This window comes from Tardiphaga sp., assembly GCF_028290785.1.
Taxonomy (GTDB): domain Bacteria; phylum Pseudomonadota; class Alphaproteobacteria; order Rhizobiales; family Xanthobacteraceae; genus Tardiphaga.
On record NZ_JAQGJD010000363.1, the window covers coordinates 1 to 16,281 of the forward strand.

At 63.2% G+C, this 16,281-nt stretch carries 17 protein-coding genes and 1 pseudogene; 10 read left to right on the forward strand and 8 right to left on the reverse strand.

What is annotated here, in order from left to right:
* The 7 genes from JWR89_RS23150 to hflX form a co-directional block, all read left to right on the forward strand.
* Window positions 1-434: ATP-binding protein (locus JWR89_RS23150; RefSeq protein ID WP_299720492.1), on the forward strand; the 434-nt coding region annotated here is incomplete at its 5' end.
* Between the two features lie 9 nt (window positions 435-443).
* On the forward strand, window positions 444-1,886 hold the full coding sequence (gene ntrC, locus JWR89_RS23155; protein ID WP_299720494.1) for a nitrogen regulation protein NR(I): 1,443 nt from the start codon (window positions 444-446) through the stop codon (window positions 1,884-1,886).
* A gap of 249 nt (window positions 1,887-2,135) precedes the next feature.
* The gene (locus tag JWR89_RS23160; protein WP_299720495.1) at window positions 2,136-4,421 is read left to right on the forward strand and encodes a PAS domain-containing sensor histidine kinase; all 2,286 of its coding nucleotides are present in this window, start codon (window positions 2,136-2,138) and stop codon (window positions 4,419-4,421) included.
* A 17-nt stretch (window positions 4,422-4,438) separates the two neighbouring features.
* Window positions 4,439-5,809 (forward strand): sigma-54 dependent transcriptional regulator, encoded by a 1,371-nt coding sequence (locus tag JWR89_RS23165; RefSeq protein WP_299720496.1) that lies wholly within the window; start codon window positions 4,439-4,441, stop codon window positions 5,807-5,809.
* A 44-nt stretch (window positions 5,810-5,853) separates the two neighbouring features.
* Window positions 5,854-6,711 carry a D-amino-acid transaminase gene (locus JWR89_RS23170; RefSeq protein ID WP_299720497.1) on the forward strand — a complete coding sequence of 286 codons (858 nt, stop codon included), beginning with the start codon at window positions 5,854-5,856 and terminating at the stop codon, window positions 6,709-6,711.
* A 189-nt stretch (window positions 6,712-6,900) separates the two neighbouring features.
* Window positions 6,901-7,149, forward strand: a complete 249-nt coding sequence (hfq, locus tag JWR89_RS23175; protein ID WP_006020546.1) for an RNA chaperone Hfq — start codon at window positions 6,901-6,903, stop codon at window positions 7,147-7,149.
* Between the two features lie 11 nt (window positions 7,150-7,160).
* On the forward strand, window positions 7,161-8,552 hold the full coding sequence (gene hflX, locus JWR89_RS23180; protein WP_299720498.1) for a GTPase HflX: 1,392 nt from the start codon (window positions 7,161-7,163) through the stop codon (window positions 8,550-8,552).
* 166 nt (window positions 8,553-8,718) lie between these two features.
* Here hflX and mazG read toward each other — a convergent pair whose 3' ends face one another.
* On the reverse strand, window positions 8,719-9,558 hold the full coding sequence (gene mazG, locus JWR89_RS23185; RefSeq protein WP_299720499.1) for a nucleoside triphosphate pyrophosphohydrolase: 840 nt from the start codon (window positions 9,556-9,558) through the stop codon (window positions 8,719-8,721).
* Window positions 9,559-9,712: 154 nt separating this feature from the next.
* On the opposite strand from mazG, the gene queC reads away from it, so the two are divergent.
* Both queC and JWR89_RS23195 read left to right on the forward strand, forming a co-directional pair.
* Entirely contained in the window at window positions 9,713-10,429 is a 717-nt protein-coding gene (gene queC / locus JWR89_RS23190; RefSeq protein WP_299720500.1) for a 7-cyano-7-deazaguanine synthase QueC, read from the forward strand.
* A 52-nt stretch (window positions 10,430-10,481) separates the two neighbouring features.
* Entirely contained in the window at window positions 10,482-11,243 is a 762-nt protein-coding gene (locus JWR89_RS23195) for a hypothetical protein (protein ID WP_299720501.1), read from the forward strand.
* A 349-nt stretch (window positions 11,244-11,592) separates the two neighbouring features.
* Here JWR89_RS23195 and JWR89_RS23200 read toward each other — a convergent pair.
* Window positions 11,593-11,706: pseudogene (locus tag JWR89_RS23200) on the reverse strand (arsenical resistance protein ArsH); the annotation flags it as partial.
* 178 nt (window positions 11,707-11,884) lie between these two features.
* Here JWR89_RS23200 and JWR89_RS26310 point away from each other — a divergent pair.
* Entirely contained in the window at window positions 11,885-12,151 is a 267-nt protein-coding gene (locus tag JWR89_RS26310; protein WP_366143008.1) for a DUF1127 domain-containing protein, read from the forward strand.
* Here JWR89_RS26310 and JWR89_RS23205 read toward each other — a convergent pair.
* The 6 genes from JWR89_RS23205 to JWR89_RS23230 form a co-directional block, all read right to left on the reverse strand.
* Window positions 12,105-12,260 (reverse strand): hypothetical protein, encoded by a 156-nt coding sequence (locus JWR89_RS23205; RefSeq protein ID WP_299720502.1) that lies wholly within the window; start codon window positions 12,258-12,260, stop codon window positions 12,105-12,107. The two genes, JWR89_RS26310 and JWR89_RS23205, sit on opposite strands and share 47 nt — an antisense overlap.
* A gap of 62 nt (window positions 12,261-12,322) precedes the next feature.
* Complete coding sequence (locus tag JWR89_RS23210) at window positions 12,323-13,210, reverse strand: DUF1259 domain-containing protein (protein ID WP_299720503.1); 888 nt, start codon at window positions 13,208-13,210, stop codon at window positions 12,323-12,325.
* A 39-nt stretch (window positions 13,211-13,249) separates the two neighbouring features.
* A complete protein-coding gene (locus tag JWR89_RS23215) occupies window positions 13,250-13,885 on the reverse strand; it encodes a hypothetical protein (RefSeq protein WP_299720504.1) in 636 nt (211 codons plus the stop codon).
* Complete coding sequence (locus tag JWR89_RS23220; RefSeq protein ID WP_299720505.1) at window positions 13,882-14,289, reverse strand: hypothetical protein; 408 nt, start codon at window positions 14,287-14,289, stop codon at window positions 13,882-13,884. The genes JWR89_RS23215 and JWR89_RS23220 overlap by 4 nt, the downstream gene beginning before the upstream one ends.
* Window positions 14,289-15,686, reverse strand: coding sequence for a chromate efflux transporter (gene chrA / locus JWR89_RS23225; RefSeq protein ID WP_299720507.1), 1,398 nt, complete (start codon window positions 15,684-15,686; stop codon window positions 14,289-14,291). The genes JWR89_RS23220 and chrA overlap by 1 nt, the downstream gene beginning before the upstream one ends.
* A partial coding sequence (locus tag JWR89_RS23230) for a chromate resistance protein ChrB domain-containing protein (protein WP_299720506.1) occupies window positions 15,686-16,281 on the reverse strand: 596 nt, incomplete at its 5' end. The genes JWR89_RS23230 and chrA, both read right to left, overlap by 1 nt.

The following is a 16,281-nucleotide window of genomic DNA, read 5'->3' on the forward strand; positions in this document are numbered from 1 at the left end:
ACGGCAACCGCGATCAGCTCGTCCAGGTGTTTCTCAACCTCGTCAAGAACGCCGCCGAGGCGCTCAACGACGCCATCAATGGCGAAATCGAGCTGACGACGGCCTTCCGGCCCGGGGTGCGGCTTAAGACGCCCGGCTCGCACCAGCCCGTCAGCCTGCCGCTGGAATTCTGCGTGCGCGACAACGGTCCCGGGGTGCCCGATGATTTGATGCCAAATCTGTTCGATCCGTTCGTGACCACCAAGCCGACGGGGAGCGGCTTGGGTCTTGCTTTGGTGGCGAAGATCGTAGGCGACCACGGCGGCATCATCGAATGCGAGTCCCAGCCCCGCAAAACCATCTTCCGCGTGCTGCTGCCGATGTTCAGTGGGTCGACCGCCGACGCTTCACCGGGTGCCTTCGCACAGCAGAAAGTCTCTTCTCAGGCGAACTAAGGATTATCGATGCCGACAGGTAGCATTCTGGTCGCCGATGACGACACCGCGATCCGGACGGTTCTTAACCAGGCGCTGTCGCGAGCCGGCTATGAGGTGCGGCTCACCGGCACGGCGGCGACGCTGTGGCGCTGGGTCAGTCAGGGCGAGGGAGATCTTGTCATCACCGACGTGGTGATGCCGGACGAGAACGCGTTCGACCTGCTGCCGCGCATCAAGAAGATGCGGCCGAACCTGCCGGTCATCGTGATGAGTGCACAGAATACCTTCATGACCGCGATCCGCGCGTCGGAACGCGGCGCCTACGAATACCTGCCGAAGCCGTTCGACCTCAAGGAATTGATCGCCATTGTCGGCCGCGCGCTGGCCGAACCGAAGGAACGCGTCGCCAGCCACGCCGATGATGGCGAGTTCGATTCGATTCCGCTGGTCGGCCGCTCGCCGGCGATGCAGGAAATCTACCGCGTGCTCGCGCGGCTGATGCAGACCGACCTGACGGTGATGATCTCCGGCGAATCCGGCACCGGCAAGGAGCTGGTGGCGCGCGCGCTGCACGACTACGGCAAGCGCCGCAACGGCCCGTTCGTCGCCGTTAACATGGCAGCGATCCCGCGCGACCTGATCGAATCCGAACTGTTCGGCCACGAGCGCGGCGCCTTCACCGGTGCCAACTCGCGCGCTTCCGGGCGTTTCGAACAGGCCGAGGGCGGCACACTGTTTTTGGACGAAATCGGCGACATGCCGATGGAAGCCCAAACCCGGTTGCTCCGCGTGCTGCAGCAGGGCGAGTACACCACGGTCGGCGGTCGCACCCCGATCAAGACCGACGTCCGCATCGTCGCCGCTTCCAACAAGGATCTCCGTATCCTCATCCAGCAGGGCCTGTTCCGCGAGGATTTGTTCTTCCGCCTCAACGTCGTACCGCTGCGTCTTCCTCCTCTACGTGAACGCATCGAGGATCTGCCGGACCTGATCCGGCACTTCTTCGCACTGGCCGAAAAGGACGGCCTGCCGCCGAAGAAGCTCGACGCTTTGGCGCTGGAGCGAATGAAGCAGCACCGCTGGCCGGGCAACGTCCGCGAACTGGAAAATCTCGCCCGCCGTCTCGCGGCCCTCTATCCCCAGGACGTCATCACCGGCTCGGTGATCGACGGCGAGCTGGCGCCTCCCGCGGTGGTCTCCGGCGGCAGCACCCAGAACGGCGTCGATAACCTCGGCGGCGCCGTCGAGGTCTACCTGTCCACGCACTTCTCCAGCTTCCCGAACGGCGTCCCGCCGCCCGGCCTCTATCACCGCATCCTGCGCGAGATCGAGGTCCCGCTGTTGACCGCCGCGCTGGCCGCGACCCGGGGCAACCAGATCCGTGCCGCGGACCTGCTCGGTCTCAACCGCAACACGCTGCGGAAGAAGATTCGCGACCTCGATATTCAGGTCTATCGCACCGGCGGCTGAGCCATCGCCCCGTTGCGCTAATGGCGTCGCACCTGTGCGGGGCGGCACAAGGGATTGCCGCCGCGTCGGAACACCGCGAAAACAATCAAACAATTCCAGCTGCAATCCCGCGAAAACGCGTTCACTGCGTTTTCCGCCGCTTCCACACGCCGCGGAATTGTCGTAATTGAGCAACATTGTTGTATGATTGCATCAGTGCACTGTCGGTGATCGACAGCTGCAAGGCTTTCACGCTCACCAAATTCCGGAATGACCAGCGTAGACACGTCGGCCCCAGCAGTTGAACCGTCGTCCGCCGAGCTGCGCACATCGCCGCTGCGCCGGCTGTTTGTGCCTTTTGCGGTTGGGTTGGCGCTGCTGTCGGCCTGCCTGACCTTTGTCGTTCTCAACGGCCTGACGCCGATCTCGCCAACCCACACCGTCGTCGTCACCTTCCTGCTGATCAACGCCGCCGCCGTGCTGCTGCTGGTGCTGATCATCGCCCGCGAGGTCTGGAAGGTGGTGCAGGCACGCCGGCGCGGTCGCGCGGCGGCCCGGCTGCACGTCCAGATCGTCAGCCTCTTCTCGGTCATCGCCGTGATTCCGGCGGTGCTGGTGTCGATCGTCGCCAATGTCACCCTCGACCGCGGCCTCGACCGGCTGTTCTCCGGCCCGACCCGCGAGGTGATCGGCAACTCGCTGATCGTCGCCAACGCCTATCTGCACGAGCACGCGCAGTTGATCCGCGGTGACATCCTCGGCATGGCCAACGACATTTCCCACGCCCGGCCGCTGTTCGACCAGGACCGCGGCACCTTTCTCAGCCTGCTGACGGCAAGCGCGGCGTCGCGCAACCTGCCGGGCGCGATGATCATCGACAAGGACCGCAACGTCATCGCCTCCGCGAATACCGGCATCAGGCAGGATTTCACGACGCCGGCGCCGGACTTTCTGAAGAACGTCAACGACAGCGAGCCGCAGATCGCGGTGTTCATCGAGGCCAATTACGTCGCCGCCGTGATCCGACTGCGCGCGTTCGACGACACCTTCCTCTATGTGGCCCGGCTGCTCGATCCGCGCGTGGTCGCGCAGCTCCGCCAGACCCAGGCCAGCGTCGCCGAATATGCCGACCTGGAATCGCGCCGGCTCGGCATCCAGGTGGCGTTCGCACTGATGTTCACCGTCATCGCGCTGACGGTGCTGATGTCGTCGGTGCTGATCGGCCTGAACTTCGCCAACTGGCTGGTGACGCCGATCCGCCGCCTGATGGGCGCCGCCAACGCGGTGTCGGCCGGCGATCTGCATGTGCAGGTACCGGTGATCAAGTCGGAGGGCGATCTCGCCCATCTCGGCGAGACTTTCAACACCATGACCCAGGAATTGCGCACCCAGCGCGACGAGCTGGTCTCGGCCTCCGACGTCATCGACAGCCGCCGCCGTTTCATCGAGGCGGTGCTGTCATCCGCGAGCGCCGGCATCATCGGTGTCGATGGCGCAGGGCTGGTCGGCATCCTCAACCGCTCGGCGGAAAAACTGATCGGCCACTCGGAATCTGAAACGCTCGGCCATTCGTTGTCAGAGGTCGTGCCCGAACTCGATGAAATGATGCAGAACGCCCGCGACGGCAAGCAGCGCCTGATCCAGGGCCAGATCACCATTACCCGCGACGGCCAGGAGCGCGTGCTGTCGGTGCGGGTCAGCGCCGAACAGACCAGCCAGTCGCGCGACAGCTACATCGTCACGCTCGACGACATCACCGAACTTGTCTCGGCGCAGCGGACCTCGGCCTGGGCCGACGTCGCCCGCCGGATCGCCCACGAGATCAAGAATCCGCTGACGCCGATCCAGCTCTCCGCCGAACGCATCAAGCGCAAGTTCGGCAAGGTGATCGTCGCCGACAAGGCGATCTTCGAACAGTGCACCGACACCATCGTGCGCCAGGTCGACGATATCCGCCGCATGGTCGATGAATTTTCGCGTTTCGCGCGGATGCCGAAGCCGGTGATCGAGGGCGAGGACGTTGCCGACGCCGTGCGTCAGGTGGTGTTCCTGATGCGGGTCGGCCATCCCGACGTGGATATCGAAGCCACCATCAAGGACGAGCCGATGCGGGCGCGGTTCGACCGCCGGCTGATCTCGCAGGCACTCACCAACATCATCAAGAACGCCACCGAGGCGATCGAGGTGGTGCCCGCGGAAACGCTCGGCAAAGGTCGCATTGAGGTCATCGCTTTCCGCGAGAATGAAGACATCGTCATCGATGTCATCGATAACGGCATCGGCCTGCCGACCGTGAGTCGCTCGCGCCTGCTGGAGCCCTATGTCACCACCCGCGAGAAAGGCACCGGCCTCGGCCTCGCCATCGTCGGCCGCGTTCTGGAAGATCACGGCGGACGCATCGAACTGAACGACGCCTCGAACATTCGTCCCGGTGCGCGTGGCGCCTGGATGCGGCTGCGGTTCGCGATTTCCGGTCAGAAGCCCGATGCGGAAAATGCTGAACCGAAAGCCGTGCCGACCAACGAAGTTACACCTGAAGCCGTCACCGGCAGCTGACAAGACAGAGCAAGATCATGGCCAATGACATTCTGATCGTCGACGATGAAGCCGACATCCGCGACCTGGTCGCGGGCATTCTGGATGACGAGGGATTCACAACACGTACCGCCCGCGACAGCGATTCGGCGCTCGGCGAAATCTCCAACCGCCGCCCCAGCATGGTGTTCCTCGACATCTGGCTGCAGGGCAGCAAGCTCGATGGCCTGCAACTGCTGGAACAGATCAAGCGCGACCACGCCGAATTGCCGGTGGTGATGATCTCCGGCCACGGCAACATCGAAACCGCAGTCGCCGCAATCAAGCGCGGCGCCTATGACTTCATCGAAAAGCCGTTCAAGGCCGACCGCCTGATCCTGGTCGCAACGCGGGCGCTGGAAACCTCGCGGCTGAAGCGCGAGGTCAAGGAGCTGAAGCAGATGGCACCGGTGGCCAGTTCGCTGACCGGTCGTTCCGCCGCCATGAACCAGTTGCGCCAGACCATCGATCGCGCCGCCAAGGCCAACAGCCGCATCCTGATTGTCGGGCCGTCAGGCGCCGGCAAGGAACTGGCCGCGCGCACGCTGCATAATGCCTCGCAACGCTCCGAAGGCCCGTTCGTCGTCATCAACGCCGCGGCGATCACACCGGAGCGCATGGAGCTCGAACTGTTCGGAATCGAGCAGTCCAACGGCGAGCAGGCCCGCAAGGCCGGCGCGCTGGAGGAGGCCCATGGCGGCACGCTGTTCATCGACGAGATCGGCGACCTGCCGCGCGAGACCCAGAACAAGATTCTTCGCGTACTGGTAGATCAGACCTTCATGCGGGGAGGGGGCACCACCAAGGTCCACGTCGATGTCCGCATCATCTCGTCCACCGCGCGCAACCTCGAGGAAGAGATCGCCGAAGGCCGTTTCCGCGAGGACCTCTATCACCGACTGTCTGTCGTTCCGATCCGGGTGCCGCCGCTGTCCGAGCACCGCGAGGACATTCCTGAGCTGATCGAATATTTCATGGAGCAGATCTCGGTTGCCACCGGCCTGCCGAAGCGCCAGATCGGCCAGGACGCCATGGCGGTGCTGCAATCACACGTCTGGCCGGGCAACGTCCGTCAGCTCCGCAACAATGTCGAACGCGTGATGATCCTCGCCGGCGGCGGGCCGGAGGTGATCATCACCGCCGACATGCTGCCACAGGACGTCGGTTCGATGGTGCCGTCGATGCCCACCAGCAATAATGGCGAGCACATCATGGGCCTGCCGCTGCGTGAGGCCCGCGAAGTCTTCGAGCGAGATTATCTGATCGCCCAGATCAGCCGATTCTCGGGCAATATCTCGCGTACCGCCGAATTCGTCGGCATGGAACGCTCGGCGCTACACCGCAAGCTCAAGGCGCTCGGCGTCGGCTGAGTTCTCACTTCAAACTCCACGCATCATCAACATCGGGAAGAACTATGTCGCGCATTGCCTACGTGAACGGTCACTATCAAAACCTCCGCGACGCCGCCGTGAACGTCGAAGATCGCGGCTACCAGTTTGCCGACGGCATCTACGAAGTTTGTGAAATCATCGGCGGCAAGATGGTGGATTTCCCGCGCCACATGGCGCGGATGCAGCGCTCGCTGCGCGAACTGCGCATCGCCGAGGCGATGCCGCTAGCGTCGCTGAAGATCGTGATGCAGGAAGTGGTTCGCCGCAACCGCATCAGCTACGGCATCGTCTATCTGCAGATCAGCCGCGGCGTTGCCCATCGCGACCACGGCTTTCCATCGCCCGAAGTGAAGCCGAGCATCGTCGTCACAGCGAAATCGCTCAACTTTGCCAAGAACCAGGCGCAGGCAGAGCGCGGCGTCAAGGTCATCACGACCGCCGAGAATCGCTGGCCACGCGTCGATATCAAGACCGTCGGCCTGTTGCCGAATGTGCTCGCGCGTCAGGAGGCGCGCGACAAGGGCGCCTATGAGGCCTGGTACGTCGATGCCGATGGCTTCGTCACGGAGGGCGCGTCCTGCAACGCCTGGATCGTCACCAAGGACGGCAAGGTGGTAACGCGCACCGCCAAGTCGGGTATTCTCGCCGGCATCACGCGGGCGGTGCTGATCGATGTGCTGGCCTCGATGCAGCTCACGCTCGAGGAGCGCAACTTCACGCCGCAGGAGGCCTGCGAGGCCGCCGAGGCCTTCGTTTCGTCCGCGAGTCAGATCGTGATGCCGGTGATCAGCATCGACGGCAAGACCATCGGCGATGGCAAGCCCGGCGGTATTGCGAAGCGGTTGCGCGACCAGTTCCATCACTTCGCAGCGATTTCCTGAGAATTGGCGGGCTTTTGGGCCATCGCCGGCGGAACTCGCTTGCCTAAAAACGGCGCCTGCCTTCTAATCAATCCGTCGCGCTCCCGGAGGGGGATCTCAGGGGAAAGCGGGACAACTGGATGACGCCCCGAAGAGGGCTGCGTCCGGTTTAAAAATAAAAGATGAAAATCAGACTGCGGGATTAAAAAAATGGCGGCAGACCGCGCACAGAATCTACAGGACACCTTCCTCAACCACGTTCGTAAGACCAAGACGCCACTGACGATCTTTCTGGTGAATGGCGTAAAGCTGCAGGGCATTGTCACCTGGTTCGACAATTTCTGCCTCTTGCTCCGTCGCGATGGCCACTCGCAGCTTGTCTACAAGCATGCGATTTCGACAATCATGCCGGGCGCACCGATCCAGCTGTTCGAAGGCGGCGAGGACGCTCCAGCTTGAGATTGAACTAATTGGAACACCGGAGCTTCGAAGGGAGCGTTGACCGTCCGCGGCCAGCGCCAGGCGAATCGACAGGGCGGGTGGTGGTCATCGGCCCTTACTTGCGTGAACGGCGTGGCAATGCCGATGCGCAATCGGAGACTCATGCCCGCGATTCCGAGGCGCGGCTGGAAGAAGCCACAGGCCTCGCCCGCGCCATCGGTCTGACCATCGCCGAAGCGGTCGTCGCGCCGCTCGGCCAGATTCGGCCCGCCACCTATCTCGGCAAGGGCAAGGTCGAGGAAATCGTCGGGCTGATCACCGGACATGACATCGAACTGGTGGTGATGGACTGCGCGCTGTCGCCGATCCAGCAGCGCAATCTCGAGAAGGAATGGAACACCAAGGTGCTCGACCGCACCGGTCTCATTCTGGAAATTTTTGGCCGCCGCGCCAAGACCAAGGAGGGCGCGCTGCAGGTCGAGCTCGCGCATCTCAATTACCAGCGCAGCCGCCTGGTGCGCTCCTGGACCCATCTGGAACGGCAGCGCGGCGGCTTCGGCTTCATGGGCGGCCCCGGCGAGACGCAGATCGAGGCCGATCGACGGCTGATCGGCGACCGCATCACGCGGATTGAAAACGAGATCAAGAAAGTGCAGGCGACGCGAAGGCTGCACCGCGCCGGCCGGCAACGCGTGCCGTACCGTGTCGTGGCGCTGGTCGGTTACACCAACGCCGGCAAATCGACGCTGTTCAACCGCCTGACCCATGCCGAGGTCACCGCCGAGGATATGCTGTTCGCCACGCTCGACCCCACGCTGCGCGCGTTGACGCTGCCGCATGGCGGCAAGGCGATGCTGTCCGACACCGTCGGATTCATCTCCAACCTGCCGACGCAACTGGTGGCGGCGTTCCGCGCGACGCTGGAAGAGGTGCTGGAAGCCGACATCATCCTGCACGTTCGCGACATCTCGCATGAGGACGCCGACGCGCAACAGAGCGACGTCGATAAGGTGCTGCGCCAGCTCGGCATCGACACCGATGCCAGCGCACGCATTCTCGAAGTCTGGAACAAGATCGATCGCTTCACTCCCGAGCAGCGCGAAGACCTCGGCAACATCGCGGCGCGACGTCCACCGGACAAGCCGTGTTTCCTGGTGTCCGCGGAAAGCGGCGAGGGCATTGACGGTTTGCTCGACGCCATCGAGACGCGGCTTGCGGCTTCCCGCATCACGCTCGACCTGTCGATCGACGCCAGTGACGGCGCCGGCGTCAGCTGGCTGCACCGCAATGCCGAGGTGCTGGTGAAGGAATTGCACGAGGGCCATTTCGACATGGTGGTGCGCGTCGATGAGACCAAGCGCGATGTAGTGATGGCCAAGTTCGGCGCGGTGTTGCATCCGGTCGATGACGCAACGGCGTAGTGTCAACGGGCGTAGGCCGCTATGGTTGTCGTCCCCGCGAACGCGGGGACCCATACCCTCCGAATTCAAGGTGCTGGAGAACGTTGCCGCGCGTTGGCCGTTGAAACGCCGGCGTCTCTATTTTTCACTCGGAGGGTATGGGTCCCGGCTCGGCGTTCGCTTGCGCTCACTTGGCCGGGACGACGGGCTGAGCTTCCTTGCCCTTCGCCTCATCCCATAACGCATCCATCTCTTGCAGCGACGCGTCCTGCAACGTGCGCCCCTTCGCGGCCAGCGCGGCTTCGATATAGCCGAACCGCCGCTCGAATTTGACGTTGGTGCCGCGCAGCGCCAGATCCGGGTCGGCGCCGACATGGCGCGCCAGATTGACCAGCGCGAACATCAGGTCGCCGGTTTCCGCCGCCACTTCCTCCGTATCGCCGCGATCCAGCGCCGCCTCGATCTCGTCGGCCTCTTCGCGGATCTTCGCCAGCACGGCGCGCGGATCGTTCCAGTCGAAGCCGACGCTGGAGGCCTTCTTCTGCAACGCCATCGCCTGGGACAGCGACGGCTGCCCGGCCTTGACGCTGGCCAGCAGCGAGGAGGGCGCCGCGCTGCCCAAAGGATGCCGTGCCGCGCGCTCAGCCTTCTCCTCGGCCTTGATGCGCTCCCAGACGCCCTTGACGTCGGACGGGGTCAGTTGGCCGTCCTTGTCGGCGAACACATGCGGATGGCGGCGGATCATTTTTCGCGTGATCGCCTCGACCACATCGCCGAACGCAAACGCATCCTGCTCCTCGGCCATGCGGGCGTGGAACACGACCTGCAGCAGGAGGTCGCCAAGCTCCTCGCAGAGATCGCCGAGATCATGGCGCGCGATGGCGTCGGCGACCTCATAGGCTTCCTCGATGGTGTAGGGCGCGATGGTCGCGAAGGTCTGTTCGACATCCCACGGGCAGCCGGTCACCGGCGTGCGCAGTTGCGCCATGATCTCGATCAGGCCGGCAATATCGCGAGAAGGGATCATTGAGAAGGCTCCACGGCAGGTCGTCACGGTATGCCGCATGCCACGCAAAAAGTCATGGTAGCTCGGATGGAGCGAAGCGAAATCCGGGGCCGCCGTATCCATGGAGCGACCTATCCCGGATTGCGCTTCGCTCCATCCGGGCTACAAGTGGCCCATGAACGAGACCTTTCACGATCAAACCGCGCTGGTGCTGTTCTCCGGCGGCCAGGATTCCGCGACCTGCCTGGCCTGGGCGTTGCAGCGCTTTGCCCGCGTCGAGATGCTCGGCTTCAGCTACGGTCAGCGCCACCTGATCGAACTCGACAGCCGCGAAAAACTGCTTGAGGCTATCAAGGCGCTCGACGCCGGCTGGACATCGAAGCTCGGCGACAGCCACACGCTCGACATCCCGACGCTGAGCCTGATCTCGGACACCGCGCTGACCCGCGACGTGGCCATCGAGATGGGCGCCGACGGATTGCCGAACACCTTCGTGCCCGGCCGCAACCTGGTGTTCCTGACCTTCGCCGCCGCCCTGGCGTATCGCCGCGGCATCACCCACATCATCGGCGGCATGTGCGAGACCGACTATTCCGGCTATCCGGATTGCCGCGACGACACCATCAAGGCGCTGCAGCAGGCACTCAATCTCGGCATGGCCCGGAATTTCCAACTGCACACACCGCTGATGTGGCGCGACAAGGCCGCGACCTGGGCGCTGGCCCAGGAACTGGGCGGGCAGGGCCTGGTGGACCTGATCCGCGAACACTCCCATACCTGCTATCTCGGCGAGCGCGGCGCGCTACACGACTGGGGTTACGGCTGCGGAAAATGCCCGGCGTGCCAATTGCGCGCCAAGGGTTGGAATGAATTTGCGGCCAGCGCCGGGTAGCTGCGCCATTAAACAGTGGTGGGCGATACCAGGACTCTGATAGCGCTAGGCGATGGCCTATCGATCGTTCCGCTTTCCGACCGCCGCAATCGTCTTCACGGTTGCCGCGATTGTCGTTACCGCCGAACAATCCCACGCGGCCAACGGCGCTTATGCGGTTGACGCTGCCGACATCTCCGACCTCGGCTCGTGCAAGATTGAAAGCTGGCTATCGACCGCCACCAACACCGATTTCTCCGCGGTCGCCAATCCGTCCTGCGTCGTCAACATCGTCCGCCCGGTCGAACTCAGCGTGATGACCAACCGCTATCGCTCCGACGGCGACTGGAGCACCAGCGTCGCGCCCAAGGCCAAGATCAACCTGATCCCGACCGGCATCGGCCGGTTCGGCGTATCGGCGCTGGGCGGCGTTACGCTCGATGCCCAGACCGGGCAGAACACCGCCATGTTCGGCGAAATCCCGGCCACCTATCGGTTGTCGGAAATCATGCGGATCAATCTCAACGCCGGCTGGCTGTGGGACCGCACCGTGGATCGGCACTATCTCACCTACGGCGTCGGCTTCGACTGGAAGCTGACCGATCTGTTTCAGTACACGATCGAGATGTACGGCCAGGCCGGCGCATCGGAAATTCGCAGCGTGGTGCAGCCGAAATTCCAGACCGGCATTCGCTACCGGCCCAACGAAATTTTCTCCATCGATGTGATCTACGGCCACAACATCACCGGCGAGAATGCCAACTGGATCACCGTGGGCACCACGTTCCGGTTTCCAGTGCCGGAAACCACCCACGCGCGATCGTCCCATGACTGAGCAATCATGGCGGGTAGGGTGCGTGAGTCAGCGGCCTGTTGACGACCGGACGACGAGCTACGTGGAGATGCCCGTCAAATGACGTTTGAAACCGCGTCATTTGACGGGCGGCGGCCTGTGATCGATGCTTGAAGGTTTGACGATCAACCGCCAGGCCATCGAGCGGACCGTTCGGCTTGTTACGACCGCACGGCTTCGGGACTCTGTGCTGCGCGATTTGGTCGATGAGTCCGAACTCGATGCCCTCAGCGAAATCGAAGGCGCAACGAGCAACCGACGTATTGCCCAAGTCCGTGGGGCAGGCGAGGTGCCGTCGAATGAGCTCATCTATGGCATTCCGCACGCACACATAGCGGTCTGTCAGATGTGCCGAGATACCCCGCGTGAGCAGCGTGAACTTCACCAACTCCTCGGCCACATCAACGATGCGATCGTAATAGGAGGACGGCTTCATCCGTTTTTCGACGACTGCGTCCACATGGCCGCGTTAGCCAGCCTGCAGAATAAGCCGCGACTGTTCCCATTAATGCGTAGCTTGAGAAACCTTACCCGGAGTGATAGGGTTTTTACTCGGGCTATCGACAACCACCCGATGAGCCTTCGAGGCCAAGCGTTGTTTCTCTCCAGTTCGGAGTTGGAACATGTCTTGCGCCAACGCGACTTCTGCATCGATAAATCATGCGAAACTCATAACGACGTTGCTCCAACGCCTAGAGCGACGTTGGCAACTTCTCTTTGGACGGTTGACGGCATTTTCTCGGTATTTTGAGCGACGGAGTTCGCGTCCAGAACTGCTCGACCTCAATGACCATCTGCTCGCTGACATCGGTCTATCGAGGCACGATGCCGGCGAAGATGCCCTCAGGTCCTCTCGGACGCGCCTAACAGCGTGGCACGTCCACCGATAACGGCATCCGCGTTTGCAATCGAGCCTTCCTGGGTCTGCTGCGCTGTCGCTGCCGTTGTTGCCACGGCGGACAAGATGGCGAAGGCAAAGATGTTGGTCCCGATCTTCATGGAGTTCTCCTTGAAACGCATGGAAATGAATGTCCGGCGGTACGGCCGAATCGGACACTGGCTTAGTTCTTTGTGATTGCCGTCTTCTCCAATGCTGCGCGGACGTTCCGTGCAAGCTTTTGAGCATCATCGTTGGCCCAGAAATGGATGAAGAAGAGCCGCGGATTCTCGTCAAGCATGTGGCTGTGGATCGCCGTCACCTCGATGTCGCCGGCGCGCAACGCACGGATCAGGGGATTGACCTCGTCGCCGGTGACGAGAAAGTCACCGGTGATGGCGGCCTTGCCAGCGCTGGTCGGTTGAAAATTGATCGCGTTGGCTCCGCCGAGCGCAGCGTTCACCGTCATTCCTCCTTCGGTGATCGGATCCCGCCGCGGGACATTGAATTGATAGACCCCGCCGTTCGCGACGCCCTTGACGCCGACTGCCTCGTCCAATTTTCCAGTATCCAGTTCGATCGATGGCTGCGGCGCCGGCGAAGCGGGCGGCGGATCGAACGGCGTTTTGCTCGCAGCCGACAGGGCAGCACGAATAATTTCGGCCATTTTGGCCGGATCGCCGTGACCGCCGACGTGCATGTAGAAGGTCGCCGGCGTGGCCCGAAGGATGTGATTATGAAGGGCTGTGACGTCCAGTCCGGCGTCGAGCAGCTTGGTCATGACGGGTGTGATTTCCGTTTCCAGCAGCACCAGGTCGCCCATCAACATCGCTTCGCCATGCATTGGCGCGAACGCCACCCATCCGCCCAGTGCCAACGCCGGTTTGAGGGCCACGCCTTCCAGGGTCACGCTGAGGTCGGATCGGGGCAATCCATATCGATGAACGTCTCCCGACACCGCCGCCGTCTTGCCCATGGCGGAGTCTACCTTCTTCCAATCGATCTCCGCGGCTTGAACCGTGCATGGAAGGGCTAAGGTCGCTAGCAAGGCTGCTACCACGAGCTTGGTCATATTCAACTCCCTGTTTGCTTTTCAGCCCCAATTTCTGGGTCAGTCGAGTGATTTGGCTTCGAAGCGCTCGAACCAGGTGACGCTGTCGGCCTTGGTCCACAGTCCAACTCTGCCGCCGTCGGGGAACGTTCCGTCGGTCGCCGTGAAGAGCTCTTGGCCGTCGAACGAGACGGTAAAGCGATCGCCCTTCGCGACGACGCCGAGGGTGTGCCACGCCTTCCCGGGCACCGGAGCGTCCGCCCCAGCGATCATTTCGCGCCGACCAGCCCTAACTCGATAGAAGCGAACGTTGTTCTCCAGCGCGTTGGCGCGCACGACGTAGTAATCGTTCGCCGACGTCAACCGGAAGATGACGCCCCCGGCCTGATCGACTTTCCCGCTCATCGCCATGAAACGGGTGGAGAGATCGACGTTGCGGTCCGAGAACGTCCGGTAGACGGCGATCGGGAAGCGATTGTCCGTGGGGTCCGTCCCGGTCTGCGCCAACCCCTGGATGGCGTCGCTTTTGATGATCGACCATTCGCCCGGCTTGCCGTCGCCGGTTGCCAAAAACTCGAAGGCTCCGAGTCCTGTCGCAGCGTCAAACGTGACGACCTCTGCCGAGGCCACCGCTGTCGTGCCGACGAATGCCAGGACCACGAATGCGACGCGGTGAGCCCAGCAGCGGAAAGTCATCGATGTCCCCCCGGTGTCGGCTTGGCCTGATCGGTGGGCGCGCGAAGGATGCCCGGCGCGGGGTCGCGCATGTCCGCCTCGCGCCGCATCTCCGCGCGATTTGCTTCGACCCAAAGTTGGTAGCAGTTTTCGTAGCCGGTCCCCTCGCGATCAACGCACACCCGGTCCGCCGCGACCCGCCACCTGCCAACGCGGTTCTTGCCCATGTCGTAGCTTCGCAGTGCGCCGCCGCGTTCGTAGACCTCGCGCCAATGAACCTCGTCCGTGAACTCCATACCGCCCAACTTAGAGGCGATCTGCCCGCCGGCCAGCTTGCGAAACGTATCCGCCCTGGCGCTCGACGATGCTGCGAAAACCAAAATCATCAAGATGCAGATGCGCGCCGCCCGGTTGGCGACAGACATCAGATCGCCCCCGCTGCGCGGAGCAGAAGCCCGGCAACGCATGCGCCTCCGAGCACCGTGAGCATTCCGATATTCAAACGGAAGATCGCGGTCGCCGCCGCCAAGGCCAGGATCAGCGCTGCAGGATCGACGCTGGTCAAGACCGGCATCTCGAACGACAGGCCGAAGTTCCGGGCCGGCAGGACCTCACGAAAGATCGTGTGGATGGCGAACCAGATCGACAGATTGAGGATGACGCCGACCACCGCCGCCGTGATCGCCGATAGCGCGCCGGCGAGCGCCTTGTTGCCCTTCATGACCTCGATGAACGGGGCGCCGAGGAAAATCCAGAGGAAGCATGGTGTGAACGTGACCCAGGTGGCCAGAAGGCCGCCGAGCGTTCCGGCTACCATGGGTGACAACGAGCCGGGATCGCGAAACGCGGCCATGAAACCCACGAACTGCAGCACCATGACGAGCGGGCCCGGCGTGGTCTCCGCCATGCCTAGACCGTCCAGCATCTCGCGCGGCTGAACCCAGTGATAGTGCTCGACAGCCTGCTGCGCCACGTAAGCCAGCACCGCATAGGCTCCGCCGAACGTCACCATCGCCATCTTGCTGAAGAACACAGCGATCTGGCTGAAGACGTTGGCCTCGCCGTAGATGGCCAGCAGGGTGAAAACCGGCACCAGCCACAACAAAAGCCAGACGGCGCTCACGCGTAGCGCGCGTCCGACGCTGGGCCGCACGTGGTCCGGCAACTCGTCGCTCATCAAGCTGTCAACGGCAGCGGTCGATTTCGGCCCGCCGTGGCCGCCACCGGCGGCAAATTCCGGGCGTCCCGCCCGTGCGCCGAGATAGCCGATCAAGCCTGCGGCCAGGATGATCGCCGGGAACGGCACGTTGAAAAAGAAGATGGCGACGAAAGCCGTCCCGGCGATCGCCCGCATCGCGTTGTTGCGTAGCGCCCGCTTGCCGACGCGGACGACGGCCTGAACGACGATCGCCAGGACCGCGGCCTTGAGCCCATAGAACAGCGCCTCGACGAATCCGACATTGCCATAGGCCGCGTAGACGTAGCTCAGCGCCATGATGCTGACGACGCCCGGCAGGATGAACAGACAGCCCGCCACGATGCCGCCGACGGTGCGATGCAGCAGCCAACCGATATAGGTGGCAAGCTGCTGCGCCTCGGGCCCCGGCAGAAGCATGCAGTAGTTCAGCGCATGCAGGAAACGGCTCTCCGAGATCCAGTTCTTTTCCTCGACCAGGATGCGGTGCATGACCGCGATCTGTCCGGCGGGACCGCCGAAGCTGAGCAGCGCAATCTTCAGCCAGACGCGGAAGGCCTCCCCGAAGCTGATGCCGTGGGAAGGTTCGCCGGAAACAATCGCTCGGGCAGCGGGAACGTCGGTCATCACGATTTTCCCTTGTTGGTCGGCCAGTTGTGGGTCTCGCCGGTGGCGTCGCGGCACCATCGGTAGAAGGCGTCGTAAACCAGCATCCCAGCGTCCAGTTGCGCGAGATCGTCATCGAACATGCGGGAGAGACCGAGGGACGCGGCCATCAGGCCAAGGGCTTCCGGAGACAGTTCGGGCCGACCCGTGTCGGCCGCACGCACCATCGTCGCCAACCGGTCGAGTGGCGGCGTCGAAAGCCCGAACTCCTCGATCATGACGTCGAACGTGCAGCGTTCGCCGCGGTGGCTCCAGAACACGTTCTCGATATCGAACGGCACCGCGCCAAAACGCTCGCCTACGGCTTCAACCTCCGACGGGGAGACGAACAGGAAGACCGCATTTGGATCGACAAACCGTCGGATCAGCCACGGGCATGCGATGCGGTCGATCTTGGGCCGCGATCGGGTGACCCATACGGTGCGGCCTTGCGCGTCCGGAGGCGGCAGCTTGGCAACCGGCACCGCCGGCAGCTTCGCGGCCTTCCAAGCCTCGAATCCCCCGTCGAGCGTTTCGGCTGGGACGCCGGCATGACGCAGCCAAGCGGCAACCCCTT

Excerpts from the sequence above, each read along its gene's own strand:
- JWR89_RS26310 (WP_366143008.1), top strand. The coding sequence starts at position 11,885 with ATGTCTTGCGCCAACGCGACTTCTGCATCGATAAATCATGCGAAACTC.
- JWR89_RS23220 (WP_299720505.1), bottom strand. The coding sequence starts at position 14,289 with ATGTCTGTCGCCAACCGGGCGGCGCGCATCTGCATCTTGATGATTTTG.
- JWR89_RS23160 (WP_299720495.1), top strand. The coding sequence starts at position 2,136 with ATGACCAGCGTAGACACGTCGGCCCCAGCAGTTGAACCGTCGTCCGCC.
- JWR89_RS23210 (WP_299720503.1), bottom strand. The coding sequence starts at position 13,210 with ATGACCAAGCTCGTGGTAGCAGCCTTGCTAGCGACCTTAGCCCTTCCA.
- mazG (WP_299720499.1), bottom strand. The coding sequence starts at position 9,558 with ATGATCCCTTCTCGCGATATTGCCGGCCTGATCGAGATCATGGCGCAA.
- JWR89_RS23205 (WP_299720502.1), bottom strand. The coding sequence starts at position 12,260 with ATGAAGATCGGGACCAACATCTTTGCCTTCGCCATCTTGTCCGCCGTG.
- ntrC (WP_299720494.1), top strand. The coding sequence starts at position 444 with ATGCCGACAGGTAGCATTCTGGTCGCCGATGACGACACCGCGATCCGG.
- JWR89_RS23215 (WP_299720504.1), bottom strand. The coding sequence starts at position 13,885 with ATGACTTTCCGCTGCTGGGCTCACCGCGTCGCATTCGTGGTCCTGGCA.
- JWR89_RS23170 (WP_299720497.1), top strand. The coding sequence starts at position 5,854 with ATGTCGCGCATTGCCTACGTGAACGGTCACTATCAAAACCTCCGCGAC.
- JWR89_RS23195 (WP_299720501.1), top strand. The coding sequence starts at position 10,482 with ATGGCCTATCGATCGTTCCGCTTTCCGACCGCCGCAATCGTCTTCACG.
- queC (WP_299720500.1), top strand. The coding sequence starts at position 9,713 with ATGAACGAGACCTTTCACGATCAAACCGCGCTGGTGCTGTTCTCCGGC.
- hfq (WP_006020546.1), top strand. The coding sequence starts at position 6,901 with ATGGCGGCAGACCGCGCACAGAATCTACAGGACACCTTCCTCAACCAC.
- chrA (WP_299720507.1), bottom strand. The coding sequence starts at position 15,686 with ATGACCGACGTTCCCGCTGCCCGAGCGATTGTTTCCGGCGAACCTTCC.
- JWR89_RS23165 (WP_299720496.1), top strand. The coding sequence starts at position 4,439 with ATGGCCAATGACATTCTGATCGTCGACGATGAAGCCGACATCCGCGAC.